General features: G+C 67.9%; 15 protein-coding genes and 1 pseudogene. 3 read left to right on the forward strand and 13 right to left on the reverse strand.

What is annotated here, in order from left to right; translation table 11 throughout:
• Positions 1 to 35: 35 nt before the first annotated feature.
• The 8 genes and pseudogenes from GobsT_RS02925 to GobsT_RS02955 form a co-directional block, all read right to left on the reverse strand.
• On the reverse strand, positions 36 to 1,313 hold the full coding sequence (locus tag GobsT_RS02925; protein WP_010048630.1) for a hypothetical protein: 1,278 nt from the start codon (positions 1,311 to 1,313) through the stop codon (positions 36 to 38).
• 30 nt (positions 1,314 to 1,343) lie between these two features.
• Positions 1,344 to 2,375, reverse strand: a complete 1,032-nt coding sequence (locus tag GobsT_RS02930) for a c-type cytochrome (RefSeq protein ID WP_010048627.1) — start codon at positions 2,373 to 2,375, stop codon at positions 1,344 to 1,346.
• A gap of 60 nt (positions 2,376 to 2,435) precedes the next feature.
• Complete coding sequence (locus tag GobsT_RS40920; RefSeq protein WP_417936403.1) at positions 2,436 to 3,143, reverse strand: DUF3341 domain-containing protein; 708 nt, start codon at positions 3,141 to 3,143, stop codon at positions 2,436 to 2,438.
• Positions 3,129 to 4,526: pseudogene (gene nrfD, locus GobsT_RS02935) on the reverse strand (NrfD/PsrC family molybdoenzyme membrane anchor subunit); the annotation flags it as partial. The pseudogene nrfD and the gene GobsT_RS40920, both read right to left, overlap by 15 nt.
• Positions 4,527 to 4,599: 73 nt before the next feature.
• Positions 4,600 to 4,935 (reverse strand): hypothetical protein, encoded by a 336-nt coding sequence (locus tag GobsT_RS02940; protein ID WP_148087590.1) that lies wholly within the window; start codon positions 4,933 to 4,935, stop codon positions 4,600 to 4,602.
• Positions 4,936 to 4,976: 41 nt separating this feature from the next.
• Positions 4,977 to 8,468 carry a 4Fe-4S dicluster domain-containing protein gene (locus tag GobsT_RS02945; protein ID WP_197905093.1) on the reverse strand — a complete coding sequence of 1,164 codons (3,492 nt, stop codon included), beginning with the start codon at positions 8,466 to 8,468 and terminating at the stop codon, positions 4,977 to 4,979.
• Positions 8,469 to 8,550: 82 nt separating this feature from the next.
• Complete coding sequence (locus GobsT_RS02950) at positions 8,551 to 9,216, reverse strand: cytochrome c3 family protein (protein ID WP_010046406.1); 666 nt, start codon at positions 9,214 to 9,216, stop codon at positions 8,551 to 8,553.
• A 133-nt stretch (positions 9,217 to 9,349) separates the two neighbouring features.
• The gene (locus GobsT_RS02955) at positions 9,350 to 10,336 is read right to left on the reverse strand and encodes an aldo/keto reductase (protein ID WP_010046405.1); all 987 of its coding nucleotides are present in this window, start codon (positions 10,334 to 10,336) and stop codon (positions 9,350 to 9,352) included.
• A gap of 323 nt (positions 10,337 to 10,659) precedes the next feature.
• On the opposite strand from GobsT_RS02955, the gene GobsT_RS02960 reads away from it, so the two are divergent.
• Positions 10,660 to 11,214 (forward strand): Uma2 family endonuclease, encoded by a 555-nt coding sequence (locus tag GobsT_RS02960; RefSeq protein ID WP_010046397.1) that lies wholly within the window; start codon positions 10,660 to 10,662, stop codon positions 11,212 to 11,214.
• A gap of 6 nt (positions 11,215 to 11,220) precedes the next feature.
• On the opposite strand, the gene GobsT_RS02965 is transcribed toward GobsT_RS02960, so the two are convergent.
• The 3 genes from GobsT_RS02965 to GobsT_RS02975 form a co-directional block, all read right to left on the reverse strand.
• The gene (locus GobsT_RS02965) at positions 11,221 to 11,403 is read right to left on the reverse strand and encodes a hypothetical protein (RefSeq protein WP_010046395.1); all 183 of its coding nucleotides are present in this window, start codon (positions 11,401 to 11,403) and stop codon (positions 11,221 to 11,223) included.
• Positions 11,404 to 11,847 carry a TIGR03067 domain-containing protein gene (locus tag GobsT_RS02970; RefSeq protein WP_010046394.1) on the reverse strand — a complete coding sequence of 148 codons (444 nt, stop codon included), beginning with the start codon at positions 11,845 to 11,847 and terminating at the stop codon, positions 11,404 to 11,406.
• 78 nt (positions 11,848 to 11,925) lie between these two features.
• Positions 11,926 to 12,441 carry a DinB family protein gene (locus GobsT_RS02975; protein WP_010046393.1) on the reverse strand — a complete coding sequence of 172 codons (516 nt, stop codon included), beginning with the start codon at positions 12,439 to 12,441 and terminating at the stop codon, positions 11,926 to 11,928.
• A 102-nt stretch (positions 12,442 to 12,543) separates the two neighbouring features.
• Here GobsT_RS02975 and GobsT_RS02980 point away from each other — a divergent pair, with 102 nt between their 5' ends.
• Positions 12,544 to 12,849: a DUF167 domain-containing protein gene (locus tag GobsT_RS02980; RefSeq protein ID WP_010046391.1), complete on the forward strand. Its 306-nt coding sequence runs from the start codon at positions 12,544 to 12,546 to the stop codon at positions 12,847 to 12,849.
• Here the strand turns inward: GobsT_RS02980 and GobsT_RS02985 are convergent.
• Together GobsT_RS02985 and recA are read right to left on the reverse strand one after the other, a co-directional pair.
• Positions 12,797 to 14,347: a lipopolysaccharide biosynthesis protein gene (locus GobsT_RS02985; RefSeq protein ID WP_010046388.1), complete on the reverse strand. Its 1,551-nt coding sequence runs from the start codon at positions 14,345 to 14,347 to the stop codon at positions 12,797 to 12,799. The two genes, GobsT_RS02980 and GobsT_RS02985, sit on opposite strands and share 53 nt — an antisense overlap.
• A gap of 195 nt (positions 14,348 to 14,542) precedes the next feature.
• The gene (recA, locus tag GobsT_RS02990; protein WP_010046386.1) at positions 14,543 to 15,709 is read right to left on the reverse strand and encodes a recombinase RecA; all 1,167 of its coding nucleotides are present in this window, start codon (positions 15,707 to 15,709) and stop codon (positions 14,543 to 14,545) included.
• A 286-nt stretch (positions 15,710 to 15,995) separates the two neighbouring features.
• Here recA and GobsT_RS02995 point away from each other — a divergent pair, with 286 nt between their 5' ends.
• Positions 15,996 to 16,844, forward strand: a complete 849-nt coding sequence (locus tag GobsT_RS02995) for a hypothetical protein (RefSeq protein WP_010046384.1) — start codon at positions 15,996 to 15,998, stop codon at positions 16,842 to 16,844.
• Positions 16,845 to 16,897: the final 53 nt, after the last annotated feature.

The raw sequence follows: 16,897 nt of genomic DNA on the forward strand, positions 1-16,897 counted from the left end.
CGTATGGTCTCGTGTGTCGGGGCCGCGCCGGCTGCTCACGGCGTTTCGTTCTCGTACCCGATCGTCTCGCTCAGCCGGGCGTCGCGGATGGGGATCAGCGGCACCCGCATGAAGCCCCACACCGCGGACAGCAGCAGCACGCCGAACATGCACACCGGGGCGGCCACGTCCAGCCAGTGGAAGTGGACGGTGTCCTGGTGCAGCACCGGCATCACCTGCCAGTAGAGGTCGTAGGCGTGCATGACCAGGATCCACGCGCTGGCGACCGCGAGCCACACCGGCGAGCGCTTGTGCGCACGCGGCAGCAGCATGAAGAACGGCACCACGAAGTACAGGACCGGCAGCAGCATCGACAGCGTGTACCAGCCCCCGTTGCGCCGCAACAGGTAGAACTGCGTCTCCTCGGGCACGTTCCCGTACCAGATCAGGAAGTACTGCGAGAACGCGATGTACGTCCAGAACACGGTGAACCCGAACATGATCTTCGCGACGTCGTGCAGGTGCTCGACGGTGATCGTGTTCCGCAGGAAGCCGGCCGCGCGGAGCGCCAGCACGAGCAGCACGCCGGTCGCGAGCGAGCCGCGGATGCCGCCGGCCCAGAAGTACACACCGTAGATCGTGCTGAACCACGAGTACTGGAGGCTCATCAGCACGTCGAACGCGAAGAAGCTGCTCGTCAGCCCCAGCAGCGCCACCCCGGACGGCGCCCACCACTGCATCGTCCGCGTGAGGGCCACGCCGCCGACCGCGTCCTGCTTTGTGGACCAGTGGCGCATCGCCACCGAGTACCCGACCCACACGGCGAAGTAGAGCGCGAGCCGCGCCAGGAAGAACGGCGTGGCGAAGTACGTGTGCTTCACGTGCCAGAGGTGCTTCAGGTGCCCCTCCGGCGGCTCCTGGCCGTGGACGAAATTATACCACGCGTGCAATTCGCCGGTAAATGTCCCAACGAGGACCGGCAGGAACAGCACCGTCAGCGGCAGGATCGCCCGGCTGATGTTCTCGAACACCCGGCGCAGCCCGACCGACCAGCCGGCGTCCGCGACGTGGTGGATCATCGTCCAGAACAGCGCGCCCAGTGCGATGTCCAGGGCGAACACGTACCCGAACAGGTACGAGTGGTAGAACTGCGGCCGGTTGGCGACCCACCCGGCCGCGAGTACGGTGCCGGACGCCAGCACGACCGCGATGAGGACGCGCACCCCGCTCGCGAACGCGTCGCCGACCGGCGCGACGCGGTCCGGTAGCCCCGCGGGGTACGTGAGCGGGGCCGGCTCGCCGTGCGTTTCGTTGTTGATGCTCGCGCTACTCATCGACCTTCTCTGTGTGCGGCGCCGCCGACCTCACTTCACCGCCGGGGTGCCGTAGGCGAACTGCAGCTCGCGCACGTACGCCACGATCGCCCACCGGTCCAACACGTCCCGGACCTTGTGCCCGTAACCGGGCATCGCGCCCTTCCCGTTAGTCACGGTGCCGAACAACTGACCGTCCGGCTGGGTCTGGATCTCGGGCGCGACCACGTTCGCAGGGGGCACGCTCAGGCCGTACGCGCCGACGATTCCGTATGCGAGTTCGCCGCCGCCGCCGCGCCCGCTGGCCCCGTGGCACACCGCGCAGTGGCGGTCGAACTGCGTCTGCCCGCGCTTGAGCAGCGCCTCCCACCCGCCGGCCCGCTCGACGGCCGTCGGCGGCAGGTTGTTGACCCAGTACGTCTCGTTCAGCTTTGTGGACCGCACCGTCACCGCGGCCGACTGCTTCACCGGCCACACCCGGGCGCCGACCCAGCGGCCCCGGAGCCGCGGCTCAACGCTCTTCTCGGGCGGGATCGTTGGCGGCACGACGCGCACGCCGAACCAGTGGCCGTGCGGCTTGAATCGCAGCGCCACCGCCGTTTCCGTGGTGACCCAGGCGGGCTTCGCCGGCGCGCCGTCCGGGCCTTTGGCCGCGGCGTTGGCGACCCCGGTGTAGTAGCGCGGGTCGGCCTTCAGGAAGTCCGGGTTCGGCGCGGCGTGCCGGCCGGCGTCGGCGGCGTAGTCGGTGCCGTCGAACGGGACCGTGCCCTCCACCGGCAGGCGGCTGCTGCGCCCGTCGGCGAAGTACCGGCTCTGCCCCTGGCTCGTGTACTTCGCCTGGTACTTCATGTCCAGGAACAGGTGCCACGGCCGCGCGTCGCTGCCGCGCCCGCGGAACCCGAGGACGCCCACGACGGCCCCGAACGTCACGAACAGGGCGGTGAACATGTAGAGGTACGACATCACCCGCCCGCGGCAGCCGAGCCACGCGGCCAGCACCGTCGCGACGAGAACCAGCGCGCCGGTGGCGAGGACCGCCGCCAGCACGCCGTTCATGAACAGGTTCGGGTCAACGCCGTACATGCTTCATCGGCCTCGAAGAACCCAGCCCCTCTCCCCAGAGGCGGCGCGGGCGGGTTGCTGTTACGCCTCCACCACCGCCACGTGCTTCCCGCCGAGCGACTCCAGGAAGGCCCGCGTCTGGTCGGGGGCGAACTTCGCGTCCTTCGCCTCGACCGTCAGGAAGAACCCGCCCTGCGTGCTGCGGCCGAACGTCGGGTGGCTGTCGAGCGGGTGGAAGAACTTCGGCAGCCCGCACAGCCCGATCAGGCTGAACAGCGTGAAGAACCCGGCGAACAGGATCGTCATCTCGAAGAACACCGGCACGAACGCTTCCCACGAGCGGTACTCCTTCCCGCCCACGACGGTCGGGTAGTAGTACGCCATCAGGTAGAACTGGAGCACCACCGCCGCGGTGAGGCCGGTGAGCGCCCCGGCGAGCGTGAACACCGGCAGCCGGCTCCGCGTGCGGCCGATCGCTTCCTTCATCCCGTGGACGTAGAACGGGGTCCACGCATCCAAATGGGTGTACCCCGCGGCGAGCGCCGCCTTGGCCGCGGCGAGCAACTGCGTGCCGTTAGCGAACTCCGCGACCGCGCCCCACGGGGCGCCCGTGCCGCCCGGCGTCGGGACGAACGCGGGCACCGGCTCGGGGTGCGGCTTCACCTCGGTGACGGGCTGCGACGGCGGGCCGAACGCCGCGGCCATCGCGTGGTCCGCGGTGGGGTACGTGCCGTCCGTTCCCTTGAGGTACGCCCCCGCGGCCGGCACGGCCCCGTGCGGGTTCGCCATCGGCAGCACGCCCTTCACCTCCGCCATCGCCACCATCGGCAGCGCCCGCAGGAACAGCAGCACCAGCGTGAAGAACAGCCCGAAGTCGCCGATCATCTGGAGCCAGTCCACCCACGTCGGGTGGAACTGCCCCCACGAGCCGGGCAGGAAGTCGTGGTGCAGCGACTGTACGATGATGACGAACCGCTCGTACCACATGCCCACGTTCACGAACGTGACCACGAGCAGCACGAACCACGGCGTCTGCCGGCACCACCGCACCCAGAACACCTGCGGGATGAACAGGTTGCAGGTCATCATCACCCAGTAGGCCCAGGTGTAGTCGCCGTCGAACGCGCGGTTCTTGAACGTCTGCCACTCGTAGGGGCTGCCCGAGAACCACGCGATGAACAGCTCCATGCAGTACGCGTACCCCACGATGGTGCCGGTCGCCATGATGAACTTGCACATCACGTCGATGTGCTTGACCGTCACCATGTTCTCCAGCTTGTACACCGCGCGGGCCGGGATCATCACCTGGAGCACCATCGCGAACCCGCCGAAGATCGCCCCCGCGACGAAGTACGGCGGGAAGATGGTGGTGTGCCACCCCGGGATCAGCGAGGTCGCGAAGTCGAAGCTCACGACCGAGTGGACGCTTAGCACCAGCGGGGTGCTGAGGCCGGCGAGCATCAGGTACGCGACCTCGTAGTGCCGCCAGTGCCGGGTGCTGCCGCGCCACCCCAGCGCGAGCACCCCGAACACCATCTGCCGGGCGCGGCTCTTCGCGCGGTCGCGGAGCGTGCCGAGGTCCGGGATCAGCCCGATGTACCAGAAGATCAGCGAGATCGTGAAGTACGTCGAGATCGCGAAGAAGTCCCACAGCAGCGGCGAGCGGAAGTTCTGCCAGATGTGGTTCGCGTTGGGCAGCGGGATCGAGAACCACACGTACCAGAACCGGCCGACGTGGATGCCCGGGTAGATGAACGCGCACATCACGGCGAAGATCGTCATCGCCTCGCTGAACCGGTTGATCGACGTGCGCCACTTCTGCCGGAACAGGAACAGGATCGCGCTGATGAGCGTGCCGGCGTGGCCGATGCCGATCCAGAACACGAAGTTGGTGATGTCGAACGCCCACGCGACCGGGACGTTGCTGCCCCACACCCCGACGCCCGTCGAGATGAGGTAGGTGGCCGCGAGCACCCCGCCGCACGTGAGCGCGGACGTGAGGAGCAGCGTCGGCCACCACCAGTACGGCTGCGGCTTCTCGGTGATCTCGCTCACCTGCCGGGAGACGGAGTCGTAGTCCGCCGGCCCCCACACGAGCGGGATGCGCGGCAGCGGGTCCGGGAACGTCGGCCCGTGCGGCGTGTCGTGCGTCTCGTGTGTAGCGGTAGTCATCTCGCGGACCAAATGGGTTCTGTTCACCCGGAACCGATTTCAGCGCTCCGACCCGTTGCCCGACAGCGGCCGTTCACCGCATCGGGCCGCGAACGGCTTCAGAGATCCAGAACAACCAAATCACCGCCCCCAGCAGCGCGAGCGGGATTCCGATCAGGCGGCGAAGCGCGCGAACCCTTCGCCGCTCGTTCACCGCCGCCGGCACGGCGGTTAACCCCGCCGACACCTGGCGCGCCCGTTTCGGACGCACGAGAGCACACGCGAGGAGCCCTCCCGCCGCGCCGATCGCACCCCCGGCACCCGCGTTAACAATCCAGAACAGCGGGCCGGCCGGGTCCTTGGCGAGCGTATCGCCGAAGGTGCCCAGACAGCAGGTGGGCACCCCGGCCCAAGCGGCGCAGGCGATCACGACCGCCCGGCACTCGCACCACGCCCTGAGCTTTGCGTACGTCACACCATGTCCGGGTTCGGGTTCCGCACCCGCGGCAGGTAGCTCGTGCGCGGCTTCGTGTTCAGCTCGCCGAGCAGCAGGTAGTCCGCGTCCTTCGCCTTCAGCTTGCTCACCCGGCTGTGCGGGTCGAGCATGTTGCCGAAGGTGATCGCCCGCGTGGGGCACGCGGCCTCGCACGCGGTCACGATGACGCCGTCGGGCACGATCACGCGGCCCTGCGCGTCGAGGTCGTAGCCCGCCGCCGCCGGGTACTTCGGCCGGCGGTAGCCCGACGCCGCTGCGCCCGGCTTCAGCGTCTCGCCGAGCTCAATCGTGCGCCGGCCCTGCGCCACCTCGGCGGCGGCGATCTTCGCCCCGTACTTGCCGCGCTCGATCCGCTGCTGGCAGTAAGTGCATTTTTCCATCACCCCGCGCATCCGCACGGTCACGTCGGGGTTCTTCTGCATCTTCAGCGTCTCGGGCACGCCGCTGTCGGTGAAGCTGGCGCCGCCGCTCGCCAGCGGGGTCGGGACGCGAAGTTCGTCCAGCCGCCGCTTGTTGAAGTCGAACCAGTTGAACCGCCGGACCTTGTACGGGCACGCGTTCGAGCAGTACCGGGTGCCGATGCACCGGTTGTAGACCTGGAGGTTCAGGCCCTCGGGGCTGTGGACCGCGGCGTTCACCGGGCACACCTGCTCGCACGGCGCGGCCTCGCAGTGGACGCACGCGAGCGGCTGCGAGACCACCCGCGGGTCGGCGTCGGCGGTCTCGCCGTCCTGCGCCGAGAAGTACCGGTCGATGCGGATCCAGTGCATCTCACGGTTGCGCTTCACCTCGTGCTTGCCCACGACCGGGATGTTGTTCTCCGCCTGGCACGCGATCACGCACGCCGAGCAGCCGGTGCAGGCCGACAGGTCGAACACCATGCCCCACTGGAACTGGCTGTCCAGCAGCTCCGGGCGGGCGAGGTCGAGCGGGAACCGCTCCTGCTTCTCCTTGGCGGGCGCCGGCGGTTGCTGCTTGTTCCCGTAGCCCCCCTGGAACTGCTTCTTGAGCGCCTCTTTGGTCAGGTGCCCGTCCGGCGCGAGGCCGAGCTTCGGCCCGTGCCCGCCGGGGTGCTGGTGTTCGTGCTTGTGCGCGTTGCCAGTGACGCCATGATCGGCGTGCGCGATCGTCTCGCGGACGATGTCGCGGCCCTCGGGGATGACGCCGTGCTCCTGCGTGACGACGAGGTCCGCCGTGCGCCCGGTCTTTTTGAGCTTCACCCCGGTGACGGTGTGGAGCGCGTCGGACGTGCGGAACGGGAACACGTTCGTGCCGCCGCCGTCGGGCACGTGTGCGATGCGCATCTCGCCGAAGTGCCCGAAGCTCAGCGCGACGGAGCGGTCCGCCTGCCCCGGCGCCACGAACACCGGCACCTCCAGGGCGCGGCCGTCGCGGTCGAGCCGCACCACGTCGCCGGTGGACAGGCCGAACTCGCGCGCGGTCGCGGGGCTTACAAGCGCCGCGTTGTCCCACACCAGCTTCGTGATCGGGTCCGGCAGCTCCTGGAGCCACGGGTTCATCGCGCCGCGGCCGTCGTGCAGCGCGTAGGACGGGTGGAACGTGACTTCCAGTGCGTCCTTGCTCGGCGCCGCCGGGATCTGGAGTGCGGCGAGCGCGCCGGCGACGTTCGCCTTGTTCGCCGTCACGCTCTTGGGCTTGGGCGCCTTCTCGTCGGCCTTCGCGAACCCGAGCGCCTTTGCCTTTTCGGCGTCGATCGGGAAGAAGCCGACCTGCTTGTACCGGTTGAACTCGGTGTCGAAGTTCGGCGCGGTCGGCGCGATCCCGCTCCGGTCGCCGAACGCCTTGCGGACGTAGTGGTAACCGGCCTTCTGGGCCGCGAATAACGATCCAACGGGTTTCCCGTCGGCGCCGGGGGCTTGCGCGAGCAGGGCCAGCACTTCGAGCACCGTGCGCCCGCCCCGCGCCGGCGGGGCCGCGTCGTCGGCCGAACTCTTACCGCTGTTCAGTGGCGCGATCAGCGGTTGCACGCAGCACAGTGAGCCGTCGCCCGCCTCGGCATCGCCCCAGCTCTCCAGCGGGTGCGAAAGCGGCAGGTGCCAGTCGCACAGCTCCGAGGTGTGGTCGTAGTAGAGCCCCAGCCGGAGCTTCTTCGCGACCTTTGCCAACCCCTCCGCGAACTTCAGGTCGGCGGGGGCGCTGAACGCCGGGTTGCCGCCGACAACGAGTAGCGTGTTCAACTGCCCCGCGGCCATCGCGGTCGTGAGTTCCGCGAGCGTCTTGTCGGTGTGTTCGGGCGGCGCGGCGCGGAACTCGGCGAGCCCCGCGGCGTAGTTGCCGAGGGCCTCGTTCACCGCGTGCGCGAGGGCGTGAACCCAGGCCGGCTGGCGCGGGCCGACCACGACGAGCCCGCGCCCCGCGTGCCCGGCAACGTCCTTCGCGACGGATGTGACCCACTTCTCAGGAAACTCGGGCGTCGCCGGGAAGCTGTCTGGCAACGCGTCCGGCTTCTTGAGCGCCTTTGCGTGTGCGGTCTTCAACTCCTTTGCGAGGGCAAGAAGGTACGCGCCAATCTGCGACGCCGCGAGGCGCAGCCGGTGATCGGCCATCGTGCCCGTAACCGTGTACGTCGATTCCACGACGTACAGCCGGTTCATGTGCGCTTCGTCTTGGCGCTTGGCCGCGAACCCGCGTGATTGGTAAACGTGGTCGCCCTCGTTGCCGAGGAAGTCGCCGTCGAGCGCAAGGACGAGGTCCGCGCGGTCGAAGCGGTACCGCGCGACGAGCTTCGCCCCGAACGCGATCTCCGCGCCCTTCAGCGCCTCGCCGGTGTCGGCGGCCTCATAGCTGTACCACGCAGCTTGCGGGAGCTTCCCCTTGAGTGCCTCGCGCAAGGCCCGGAGCGAAGGCGAAGGGACCTGCTCCGTCAGGATCGCGAACCCCTTACCCTTCTCCGCCAGAAGGCTCTCGGTCGTGGCGCGGGCGAAGCGGTCGAAGTCCTCCCACTTGCGCGGCGCCTTGCCCTCCATGACGCCGGGGCACTTCTCCGACATCAGCCGGTCGGGGCTGTAGAGGTCGTACACCGTCGCCTGCGCCTGCGCGTCGGTGCTCCCCAGGCTGCACGGGTGCTGCGGGTTCCCTTCGACCTTGGTAGGGCGCCCGTCGTGGCTCTCGATCAGGACCGGCAGCGCGCCGGCGGGGCGCGGGAGGCTCGTCGCGTAGAACGTCGGCTTGCCGGGCACGGCGTGGCCGATCTGGTCGTCCGGAACGGCCGAGAACGGGAGGATCTGGATGTCCGGCCGGCGGCACCCGGCTAGCGTTGCGGCGCTCAGGGTGGCTGCGGACAACGCGAGGAACTTGCGGCGGTTGAGACCCGCTTCCGCGGGGTTATCGTCGAGCGGCTCCGCCTCGCCCGTGAACTCGAACACGTTCGCGAAGCCGGGGAACTCCGGGGCCGGCGCGCCGGGCCGGCGTTCGGAGCTGCGGGGGTAGTCGGTTCGCTCGGTCATGTGCTCGTGAGCGGCGCGGCGTAGAGCCCGCCGGTTTGGGTCCGACGCACCGGCGGGCTCTACGCCGCGCCGCTCGCCTCACTTACCGGTGACACGCCTGACAGTGCATCGGCGGGGCGACCTGAAGTTCCTTCTGGATCGCGGCGCCGATCTCGTTCACCGTCTTACCGGGCGGTGGCTTCCAGCTCAGGTTCGTCACGTCCTTCACGTCGCGCAGGTGCGCGTGCGGGTCGGCGTGGCACTGGAGGCACCAGCCCATCGTGAGCGGCTTGTCGTGCCGCACCACCGGCATCTCGTTCACCTGCCCGTGGCACGACACACACGACACGCCCTTGTTCACGTGAACGGCGTGGTTGAAGTACGAGTACTCCGGCAGCTTGTGGACCCGCTTCCACTCCACCGGGCGGCCGGTGTCGTAGCTGTTGCGCACCGGGGCCAGCAGCGGGCTGGCGCCCTTCACGTTCGCCTTCTTCGGGTTGTGGCAGTTCATGCACGTCTGTGCCGCGGGCACGCTGGCGTGCGGCGAGTCCCACACGGACTGGTGGCAGTACGCGCAGTCCATCCCGAGCTTGCCGGCGTGCAGCTCGTGCGAGAACGGCACCGGCTGCTCGGGGGTGTAGCCGACCCGCGTGTAGCTCGGCAGCGCGTAGTAGTACCACCCGGTCGCGACGAGCGCGGCAGCCACCGCCAGACCAATAGCGCCCTGGCGGACGTAACCGTCGAGTGATCGCGGGAAGATCGCAGGCACGCACTCGCCTCCGCCGGGGCGACCGACACGGGCCGCCCTCGCGACTTTGTGAAAAGTTTCACAAGTGTAGCGTTATGCTACGGAACCTGAGTGTACGGCGGCAAGAAACGGGTGCGAGAAAAATTTGCCCGGATCAGTCCGGGCCGCGCACCGCCGGTTTCACCGTCGCAACGAAGAACTCGCGGAGCCGCGCCAGCGCTTCGGGCGCGATCGGCGGCAGGCCGCTGGCGGCGGCGTTCGCTTCGGCCTGCGCGCGGTTCCGGGCGCCCGGGATGATCGTCGTGACCGCGGGGTGGTCCAGGCACCAGCGCAGCGCGAGCTGCGGCAGCGTGTAACCGGCGGGCACGAGCGGCTTCAGCTTCTCCACCATGTCCAGCCCGGTCTCGAAGCCGAGCCCGGCGAACGTCTCGCCGACGTTGAACTTCTCGCCGTTGCGGTTGATGGTGCGGTGGTCGTTCGGCCCGAAGGTGGTTCGCGGCGTGTACTTCCCGGCCAGGAGCCCGGAGGCGAGCGGGAGCCGCACGATGATCGCCACGCCCCGCCGCCGGCACCGGTCGAGCAAGCCGCTGGTCTCCGGCGTTTGCCGGAAGATGTTGAAGATGATTTGCAGCGACGCGCAGTCCGGCTGCTTCAGGCACTCCTCGGCCTCGGCGACCGACTCCACACTGGCCCCGAACCGGGCGATCTTCCCCTCTTGTTTGAGCCCGCGCAGGGTGTCCCACACCTCGGCGCGTTTCAGTTGCTCCATCGGCAGGCAGTGGAGCTGCGTGAGGTCGAGGCGCTCGACCCCGAGCCGCTTGAGCGAGTTCTCGGTGTGCTCGCGGATCGTCTTCGGCTCGAAGTTGGTGGGCCACCCAGGGCGCGGGAACCGGCCGAACTTCGATGCGACGAAGAACCGGTCGCGCGGGTACCCCGTGAGGAACCGGCCGATGAGTTCCTCGCTGCGCCCGGCCCCGTACACGTCGGCGGTGTCGAGGAACGTGACGCCCGTGTCGGCCGACGCCCGCAGCACCTCAATCGCGTCGGCCTCGGCCACGTCGCCCCACTGGTCGCCGCCGATCTGCCAGCACCCGAGCCCCACTTCCGATACGGAGGCCCCGTCGAAATCACGGTGCGTCATGACTGCCTTTCGTCTAAATGAGCGGGCGCCCGCGGTCACGGCTTGCCGATGAACCCGAACAGCAGGAACGGTGTTACGATGATGAGCGGCACCCCAAAAATGGTGAACAGCACGAGCCCGGCGTGCCTGGCGAGCTTGTTCATATCGACCCCTTCCGCGTAAAGAGCGTGTGTTCAAAACGATACGAAGTCGGTCGCGGCGCGGCCGCGAGCCGCCCTGCCCTTGCGCGCCGGGAGCGAATTGATGCCGGGCGCCGTCCGTCACGCTTTACAACAGATCAGGACGGACCATAGCATTCGCCAACGTGAACCGGAGAGCGACACATGACGCACAACGCGGTCTCGGCGGTGCTGGAACCCGACGACCTGCTCGCAATGCCGGGCGGGGATCGCTACGAACTGATCGACGGTCGTCTCAAGGGGAAGGAGACGGGCGCTGAGTCGGACAAGGTGGCCCTTCGGATCGGGGGATTGCTGGACCAGTTCTGCGTGCGAACCAAAAGCGGCATCGCGTTCGGCTCACAAACCGGGTTCCGGTGCTTCCCTAAACAGCCGAAGCTGGCCCGTAAGCCGGACGCCGCTGTCATCGTCGCGGGGCGCCTGCCGGACGACAAATGGCCGAAAGGCGATATCGCGCTGGTGCCCGACTTGGTCGTCGAAGCGGTGTCCACGCACGACACCTACGAAGAAGTGGCCGTAAAGGTCACCGAGTTCAAATCGGTCGGCGTGAAACTGATCTGGGTCATCAGCCCCGAGACGCGCACCGTACTGGTGCGCCGCGCCGACGGCACCTGCGTCGAGTTGGACGAAACGGGAACGCTCTCGGGCGAGAACGTGCTGCCGGGGTTCGCGTGCCCGGTTGCCGATCTGTTCATCTGACGTGGCTCACTTGCCGGCCCGGTCGAGCCGCTGCTCCAGTACACTGCGCACACGATTCAGCTCCTCGTCCGGACCGCCGTCCCACGGTGCGATCGGTATCCAGCGGTCCCGCTGGTCCGGTCGTATCCAGCCCTCGTCGTCATCAATGAGAGTGCGCTCGAGGTCGAGCGCGAGCACGCCGGCCGCCATCTACTTCTTCTCGCGCTGCAACTCGAGGTACAGCAGCTTCGAGTTCTTCAGTGTCTTGAACTCGGTCGGCCGCTCCTTCTCGCTGTCCGCCTCCGCGTAGCAGATCTTGAGCGTGGCGCCCTTCAGTTCGTAAACGCCTTCCCACTTCTTGTCTTTGAGCGGGCCGTCCTGGTGAACATAGTCGATGTGCTTCGGCTTCTTCGTCGGGTTGAGAACCAGATCGCCCTTCAGCTCGGTGCCGCTCTTCGTTTTGACGTGGAAGTTGTTCTCCTTGATGACCATCTCTCCGCCGACGACGCGGTCCAGCGGGGCGCCGTCGTGTTCGGCGGCAACGACCGTCCACGTGCCCTCCAGCGCCTTCAGTTCCTTCTTGGCGGCCTCGTCGTCCCCGCGCACGGCAGAGCCAACGAACGCGAGCGCGCACCCGAGCAACAGGAATCGCATGTGAGAATCCCCGAGTGTGAGAAGTCCGGGGACAAGATACCGATCGGCTCGGAGCCGTTAACAGAATTCCGACCGAACTCACGCCGCGCCGAGTCGCTTGCGGAGGATGCCGCCGTGGTGCCGGACGTGGCCGACGACGATGTACGCCAACGCCCGGACCGTGACCGGCGAATCGTTCGCCTTGCCGCTCCGCGTCCACGCCTCCGCGGGCAGGTTGCGGAACAGCCAGAGGCTCGACCGCCGCACCGCCTCGAACTCGCTCACCAAGGCCGCGACGGTGAGCCGCTCATAATGGCCCGTCTTTGCGTAGTCGTTCTCCTCGAACCCCGGCAGCGGGGTGGAATCGCCGCGGGCGAACCGCAGCGCCCGGTAGCCGAAGATGCGTTCGCCGTCGATCAGGTGCCCGATCACCTGTTTCACGGTCCAGGTGTACGGCGCGTGGCACACGTCCCCTTGCGATTCGGGGATGGTGCGCCAGAACGCGAGCGTCTCGGTGAGCTGCGATTCCATCGCCGCGAGCACATCGCCCTCGGGAACCAGGGTGATGTACGTCCCATAAAACGGCGCGTATTCGGTCGGCTCCGGTCGTTGCATTTTGCGGGCGCCTCACGTCGTGAGCGATTCAGACGGCTATCTTAGCGAGAACGACGCGTACTCCTTTCCGACACCGCGTGCAATGGTCGAGGTACTTCACTGATGGCAGCCGCTGTGACGGCTCACGCCGAAGGCTGCACGCTCGCGGTGCGCGTGCAGCCGAAAGCCAAGAAGAACGCTGTTCTGGGCGAGCGGGCCAGCGCGCTGCGGGTTTCGGTCACGGCGCCACCGGAAGACGGCCGGGCCAACGACGCCGTTCTTGCACTGCTCTGCGACCACTTCAAACTACAACGATCGCAGTTGGCGCTGCTGAGCGGGCAAACGAACCGGAACAAGGTGATCTTGGTTCGCGGGGTTACGCCTCAGCAACTCGCGGACCTGATTCCGGCGTCGGACGGGGACGACTGACCCGCGCCCACAGGGCATGGCGGCGCGGGGGCAGTTCGATCGCAGCCACCACTGCGGCGAACGGTGCGAGCCCGATCGCGACACCGACCGCGATGCTCAGCCACTTCGCTTCGACCGGAATCACGCCCCACCACACGAGCGCCGGCACGCTCACGGCGACGAGCGGCTTCACCCAACTCTCGCGCAAGTAGCGCCACACACACACATCGAGCGTGCGGCACGCGTATCCGATTACAAACAGGCAGAACAGGACGTTCGGAACCGCGACCGCGACAGCGACGCCCACGATCCCGAACGGTTTCACCAGGGCGAGGCTGAGCGCCAAGTTCACGCCGGCCTCCACCAGCGCTAGCCGCGCGAAGAGCTTGAGCTTCCCCATCCCGTACAGGATGCGCGACGCGACCGACTGCGCCACGCCGATGGTGAGCGTCGCGGAGAGCACGGCCGTCGCGGGGAAACACCACTCGGCGTACTGCTCCCCACCCATCCACCGCACCAGAAACGGCGCTCCGAAGAACAGCAGCCCCAGGTGAATCGGCAGGACGAGGTACAGCACCGCGCGGGTGCCGTCGAGCAGCACCCGGCGCACGCCCGTCATGTCACCTGACGCCTCGCGCTGGCTGACGGCCGGCGTGAGCGTGGTCGTCGCGGAGCGGAGGAGGTTCTTCGCCATGTCCACCAGTCGCAGCGCGATGGCGTAGTACGCGGCCGCCTCGAACGTGAGGAACCCGCCGGCCACGATCGCACCCGTCTGCACGGTGACTCGCCCCGCCACCATCGCCAAGAAGGCGTCGAGGCTGTAGCCGCGCACGTCCTTCAGGGTGGCCCGGTCGATCAGCCGGGTTGAAACCCGCAGGCCGGGCAGAAACCGGAAGCAGCACAGCGCCATCAGCGCGTGTTCGAGTACGTTCGTGACGGTCAACACGACGGCCAGCGGCAGGAGCCCGGGGCGCGTTTCCATCACCCACACGATTCCGCCCACGCGCAGCGCCAGGCACACGAGCCGGACGAGGCTCTTGGTCCCGAACCGCTGGAGCCCGTCGAGGATCGTCGGGAACGCGCTGAGCGGAAGCGTGACGGCCAGGTTCGCAAGCACCAGCAGCGCGAACGGCACCACATCGCCGGACTCGCCGAGTTTGCGCTCCAGCCCCGGCGCGACGAACGGCACGATCGCCCCGCCGACGAGCAGCACCCCCGCGCCGGCGAGTACGAACAGCGCCAAACACGCCGACACGAGTTTGTTGAGTTCGTGGCGCGACTCGGTGGCGTGGTACTTCGCGACGAACCGGACCAGGCACGCCGCGATGCCCATGTCAAAAAGGGTGAAGTACGCGAGGACGCTCTCCACGACGCACCACACGCCGTAGCGGGCGACGCCGAGCGACTTCACCAAGTACGGTGCGAGAAAGATGCTGACCGCGAGCGTCGCGACGAACGCGGCCCAGTTGGTGGCCGCGCCGAGCAGAAGGGACCGCTTGGCCGAACTCGATTCAGACAATGCAAACGCCTCCGTGCCGGGGGCGCAAAGGCTATCACACCGCGCTACCTACAAAAAAGGCGAACCCCGCCCACCGGGGCGGGGGTGTCGGAGCGCAAGGGGATCATTGGTTGCTGTGAGCGCCAGCAACCGAGCGGGCACCCGCGAGGCACCCACCCCCGCCCCGGCGGGCGGGGTTCGCCCGAGCGCGGCGCACTACTCCGCGGCGGCCTTGCCGCGCTTCTTCTTGGGCGCGATCTCGACCTCTTCGCCCAGCGCCGCGAGGGCCGCGGCGGCTTCGGCTTCTTCCTGCGCGGCGGTCGCTTCGAGGGCCGCCGCGTCCACCACCTTCGGGGTCCGCTTTTCCTTCACCGCCGCCACGATCTCGTCCCGCACCGCGTGGTTCTCGCGCAGGAACTCGACCGCGTTCTTGAGGCCCTGGCCGAGCCGCTGCTCCTTGTACGAGAAGTGCGCCCCGCTCTTCTCGATGACCTCGTCCTCCAGCGCCAGCTTGATAACGTCGCCCTCGAAGTCGATGCCGCGGTCGTGCAGCAACTCGAACTCGGCGTTGCGGAACGGCGGGGCGATTTTGTTCTTGACCACCCGAACGCGGGTCTCGGCGCCGATTGTGTCCTCGCCGTCCTTCACGTGCGTGACCCGCTTCACTTCCATGCGGACGCTGGCGTAGAACTTGAGCGCCAGCCCGCCGGTGGTGGTGTTCGGGTCGCCGTACATCACGCCGATCTTCTGGCGGATCTGGTTGATGAACATCAGACAGGTGCGGCTCTTGTTGATCTGCGGCGTCAGGATGCGCATCGCCTGGCTCATGAGCCGGGCCTGCAACCCCACCTTCGTGTCGCCGATCTCGCTGTCCTGGATCTCGTTCTTCGGCACCAGGGCCGCGACCGAGTCCACGACGATCAGGTCCACGGCGTTCGACTTGACGAGCATTTCTGCGATGCGCAGCGCCTCTTCGCCGTAGCCCGGTTGCGAGACGAGGAGGTTGTCCAGGTCCACGCCCAGGCGCTTCGCCCAGCTCGGGTCGAGGGCGTGCTCGGCGTCGATGAAGGCGGCCACGCCGCCGGCCTTCTGGGCCTGCGCGATGGTGTGAAGGGCGATGGTGGTTTTGCCGCTGGCCTCGGCGCCGTAGATCTCGACGATGCGCCCGCGGGGGATGCCCTTGCCGCCGAGCGCGAGGTCCAGGCTCAGCGCCCCGGTCGAGATGCAATCGATGTCGAGGCCGTTCATGTCGCCGAGCGACATGATGGACCCCTTACCGAACTCCTTTTCGATCGCCGCGAGGGCGGTCTTCAGTTCCTTGTTGTCCTTGATGCTCCCGCCGCCCTCTTTGCTCTTCTCCAGTTTGTCGCCTTTCTCGGCCATGACGCGGTCCCATCCCTTTGAGCGGTTTAGTGTGGGTCAGTCGTAACGGGGTGAAGTTTACCCGCGCGCGGGGAACAACTGAAGGTCAGCAGCCGAGCCGGCGACGCACTTTTCCGGCGCGCCCGAATATCCGGGGCGCGAGTGGACACGTGCTACGCGCCACAAACTCGTACCGCTACGGGAGAAACTTCCCGCGCCGGCCGCGCCGGCCGCTTGACGGGACCGGCGGCGGCTGTCAGGCTGAAAGCATCACGTGGTGCCCTGGCGCCCGACTCGGGAGGAGCGGATGAGCATTCGATTGGCGGTCGCGCTGGGCGGACTGGTCGCCGGGTTCGCGCTCGCACAGGCCCAGGAGCCGAAGGGCGGCGCGAAGGCCGCGAACGTGGTCCCGTCCACGTTCCGCGCCCAGCTCGTGGTGGACAACCGGTTCTCGCTCAAAACCAAGCACCGGCTCGATACGGGCGACGGGTGGCCGGAGTGCGCCGCGCTCGCGCTGGGCGAAAAGGCCAAGGACGAGGACAAGGTCAACGACAGCGACCGCGACCCGCGGGACCGCACCGGTAAGATGCACGACCTCGTTAGCGAGTACGGGCTGGCGCCGGTGGTGGCCATCTTCGTGCGCGCGGACGCCCCCCGGCTCACCGCGGACGCCGGACTGGGCAAACTGCTGCGGGGACTGGACCGAGAAAACGATGACCCGAAGGTCCGCGACGTGCGGCCCCGCGACGGCCTGATGACCACGTACCAGGCTGACAAGCTGGCCGCGTTCGTGATGTTCCTCTGGCTCGAGGGGGGCACCAAGGCCGTTACCGTGAAGGGCGAGGACGGGAGCGAACAGAAGGTCGCGGTGGACCTGGAGTTCCCGCACGACGAGAAGCGGGCGGATAAGGTCAAGCTGGTGCAGGAGTACGCCTGCAAAGTGCGGGCGAACAAGGTGCCGTTCGGGCTGGCGGCCGACAAGTCCGCCGCGGTGACCGCGTTCAAGATCGAAGAAACGGCGCCGGTCACCATTGTCATCTACAACCGGTTGCGGATCGTGCAGCGGTGGAGCCTCAAGACGGACGAACTGACCGACGAGAAGGTCGCCGAGATCCTCGCCGCCATCAAGAAGATGGTCGACGAGAAGAAGCCGTAATCGGCGTCGGTACGAGATCAGACAAGACCCGAGGCCGGAGCCGCAGAGGTTCC

The sequence above is a fragment of the Gemmata obscuriglobus genome (assembly GCF_008065095.1).
Lineage (GTDB): Bacteria > Planctomycetota > Planctomycetia > Gemmatales > Gemmataceae > Gemmata > Gemmata obscuriglobus.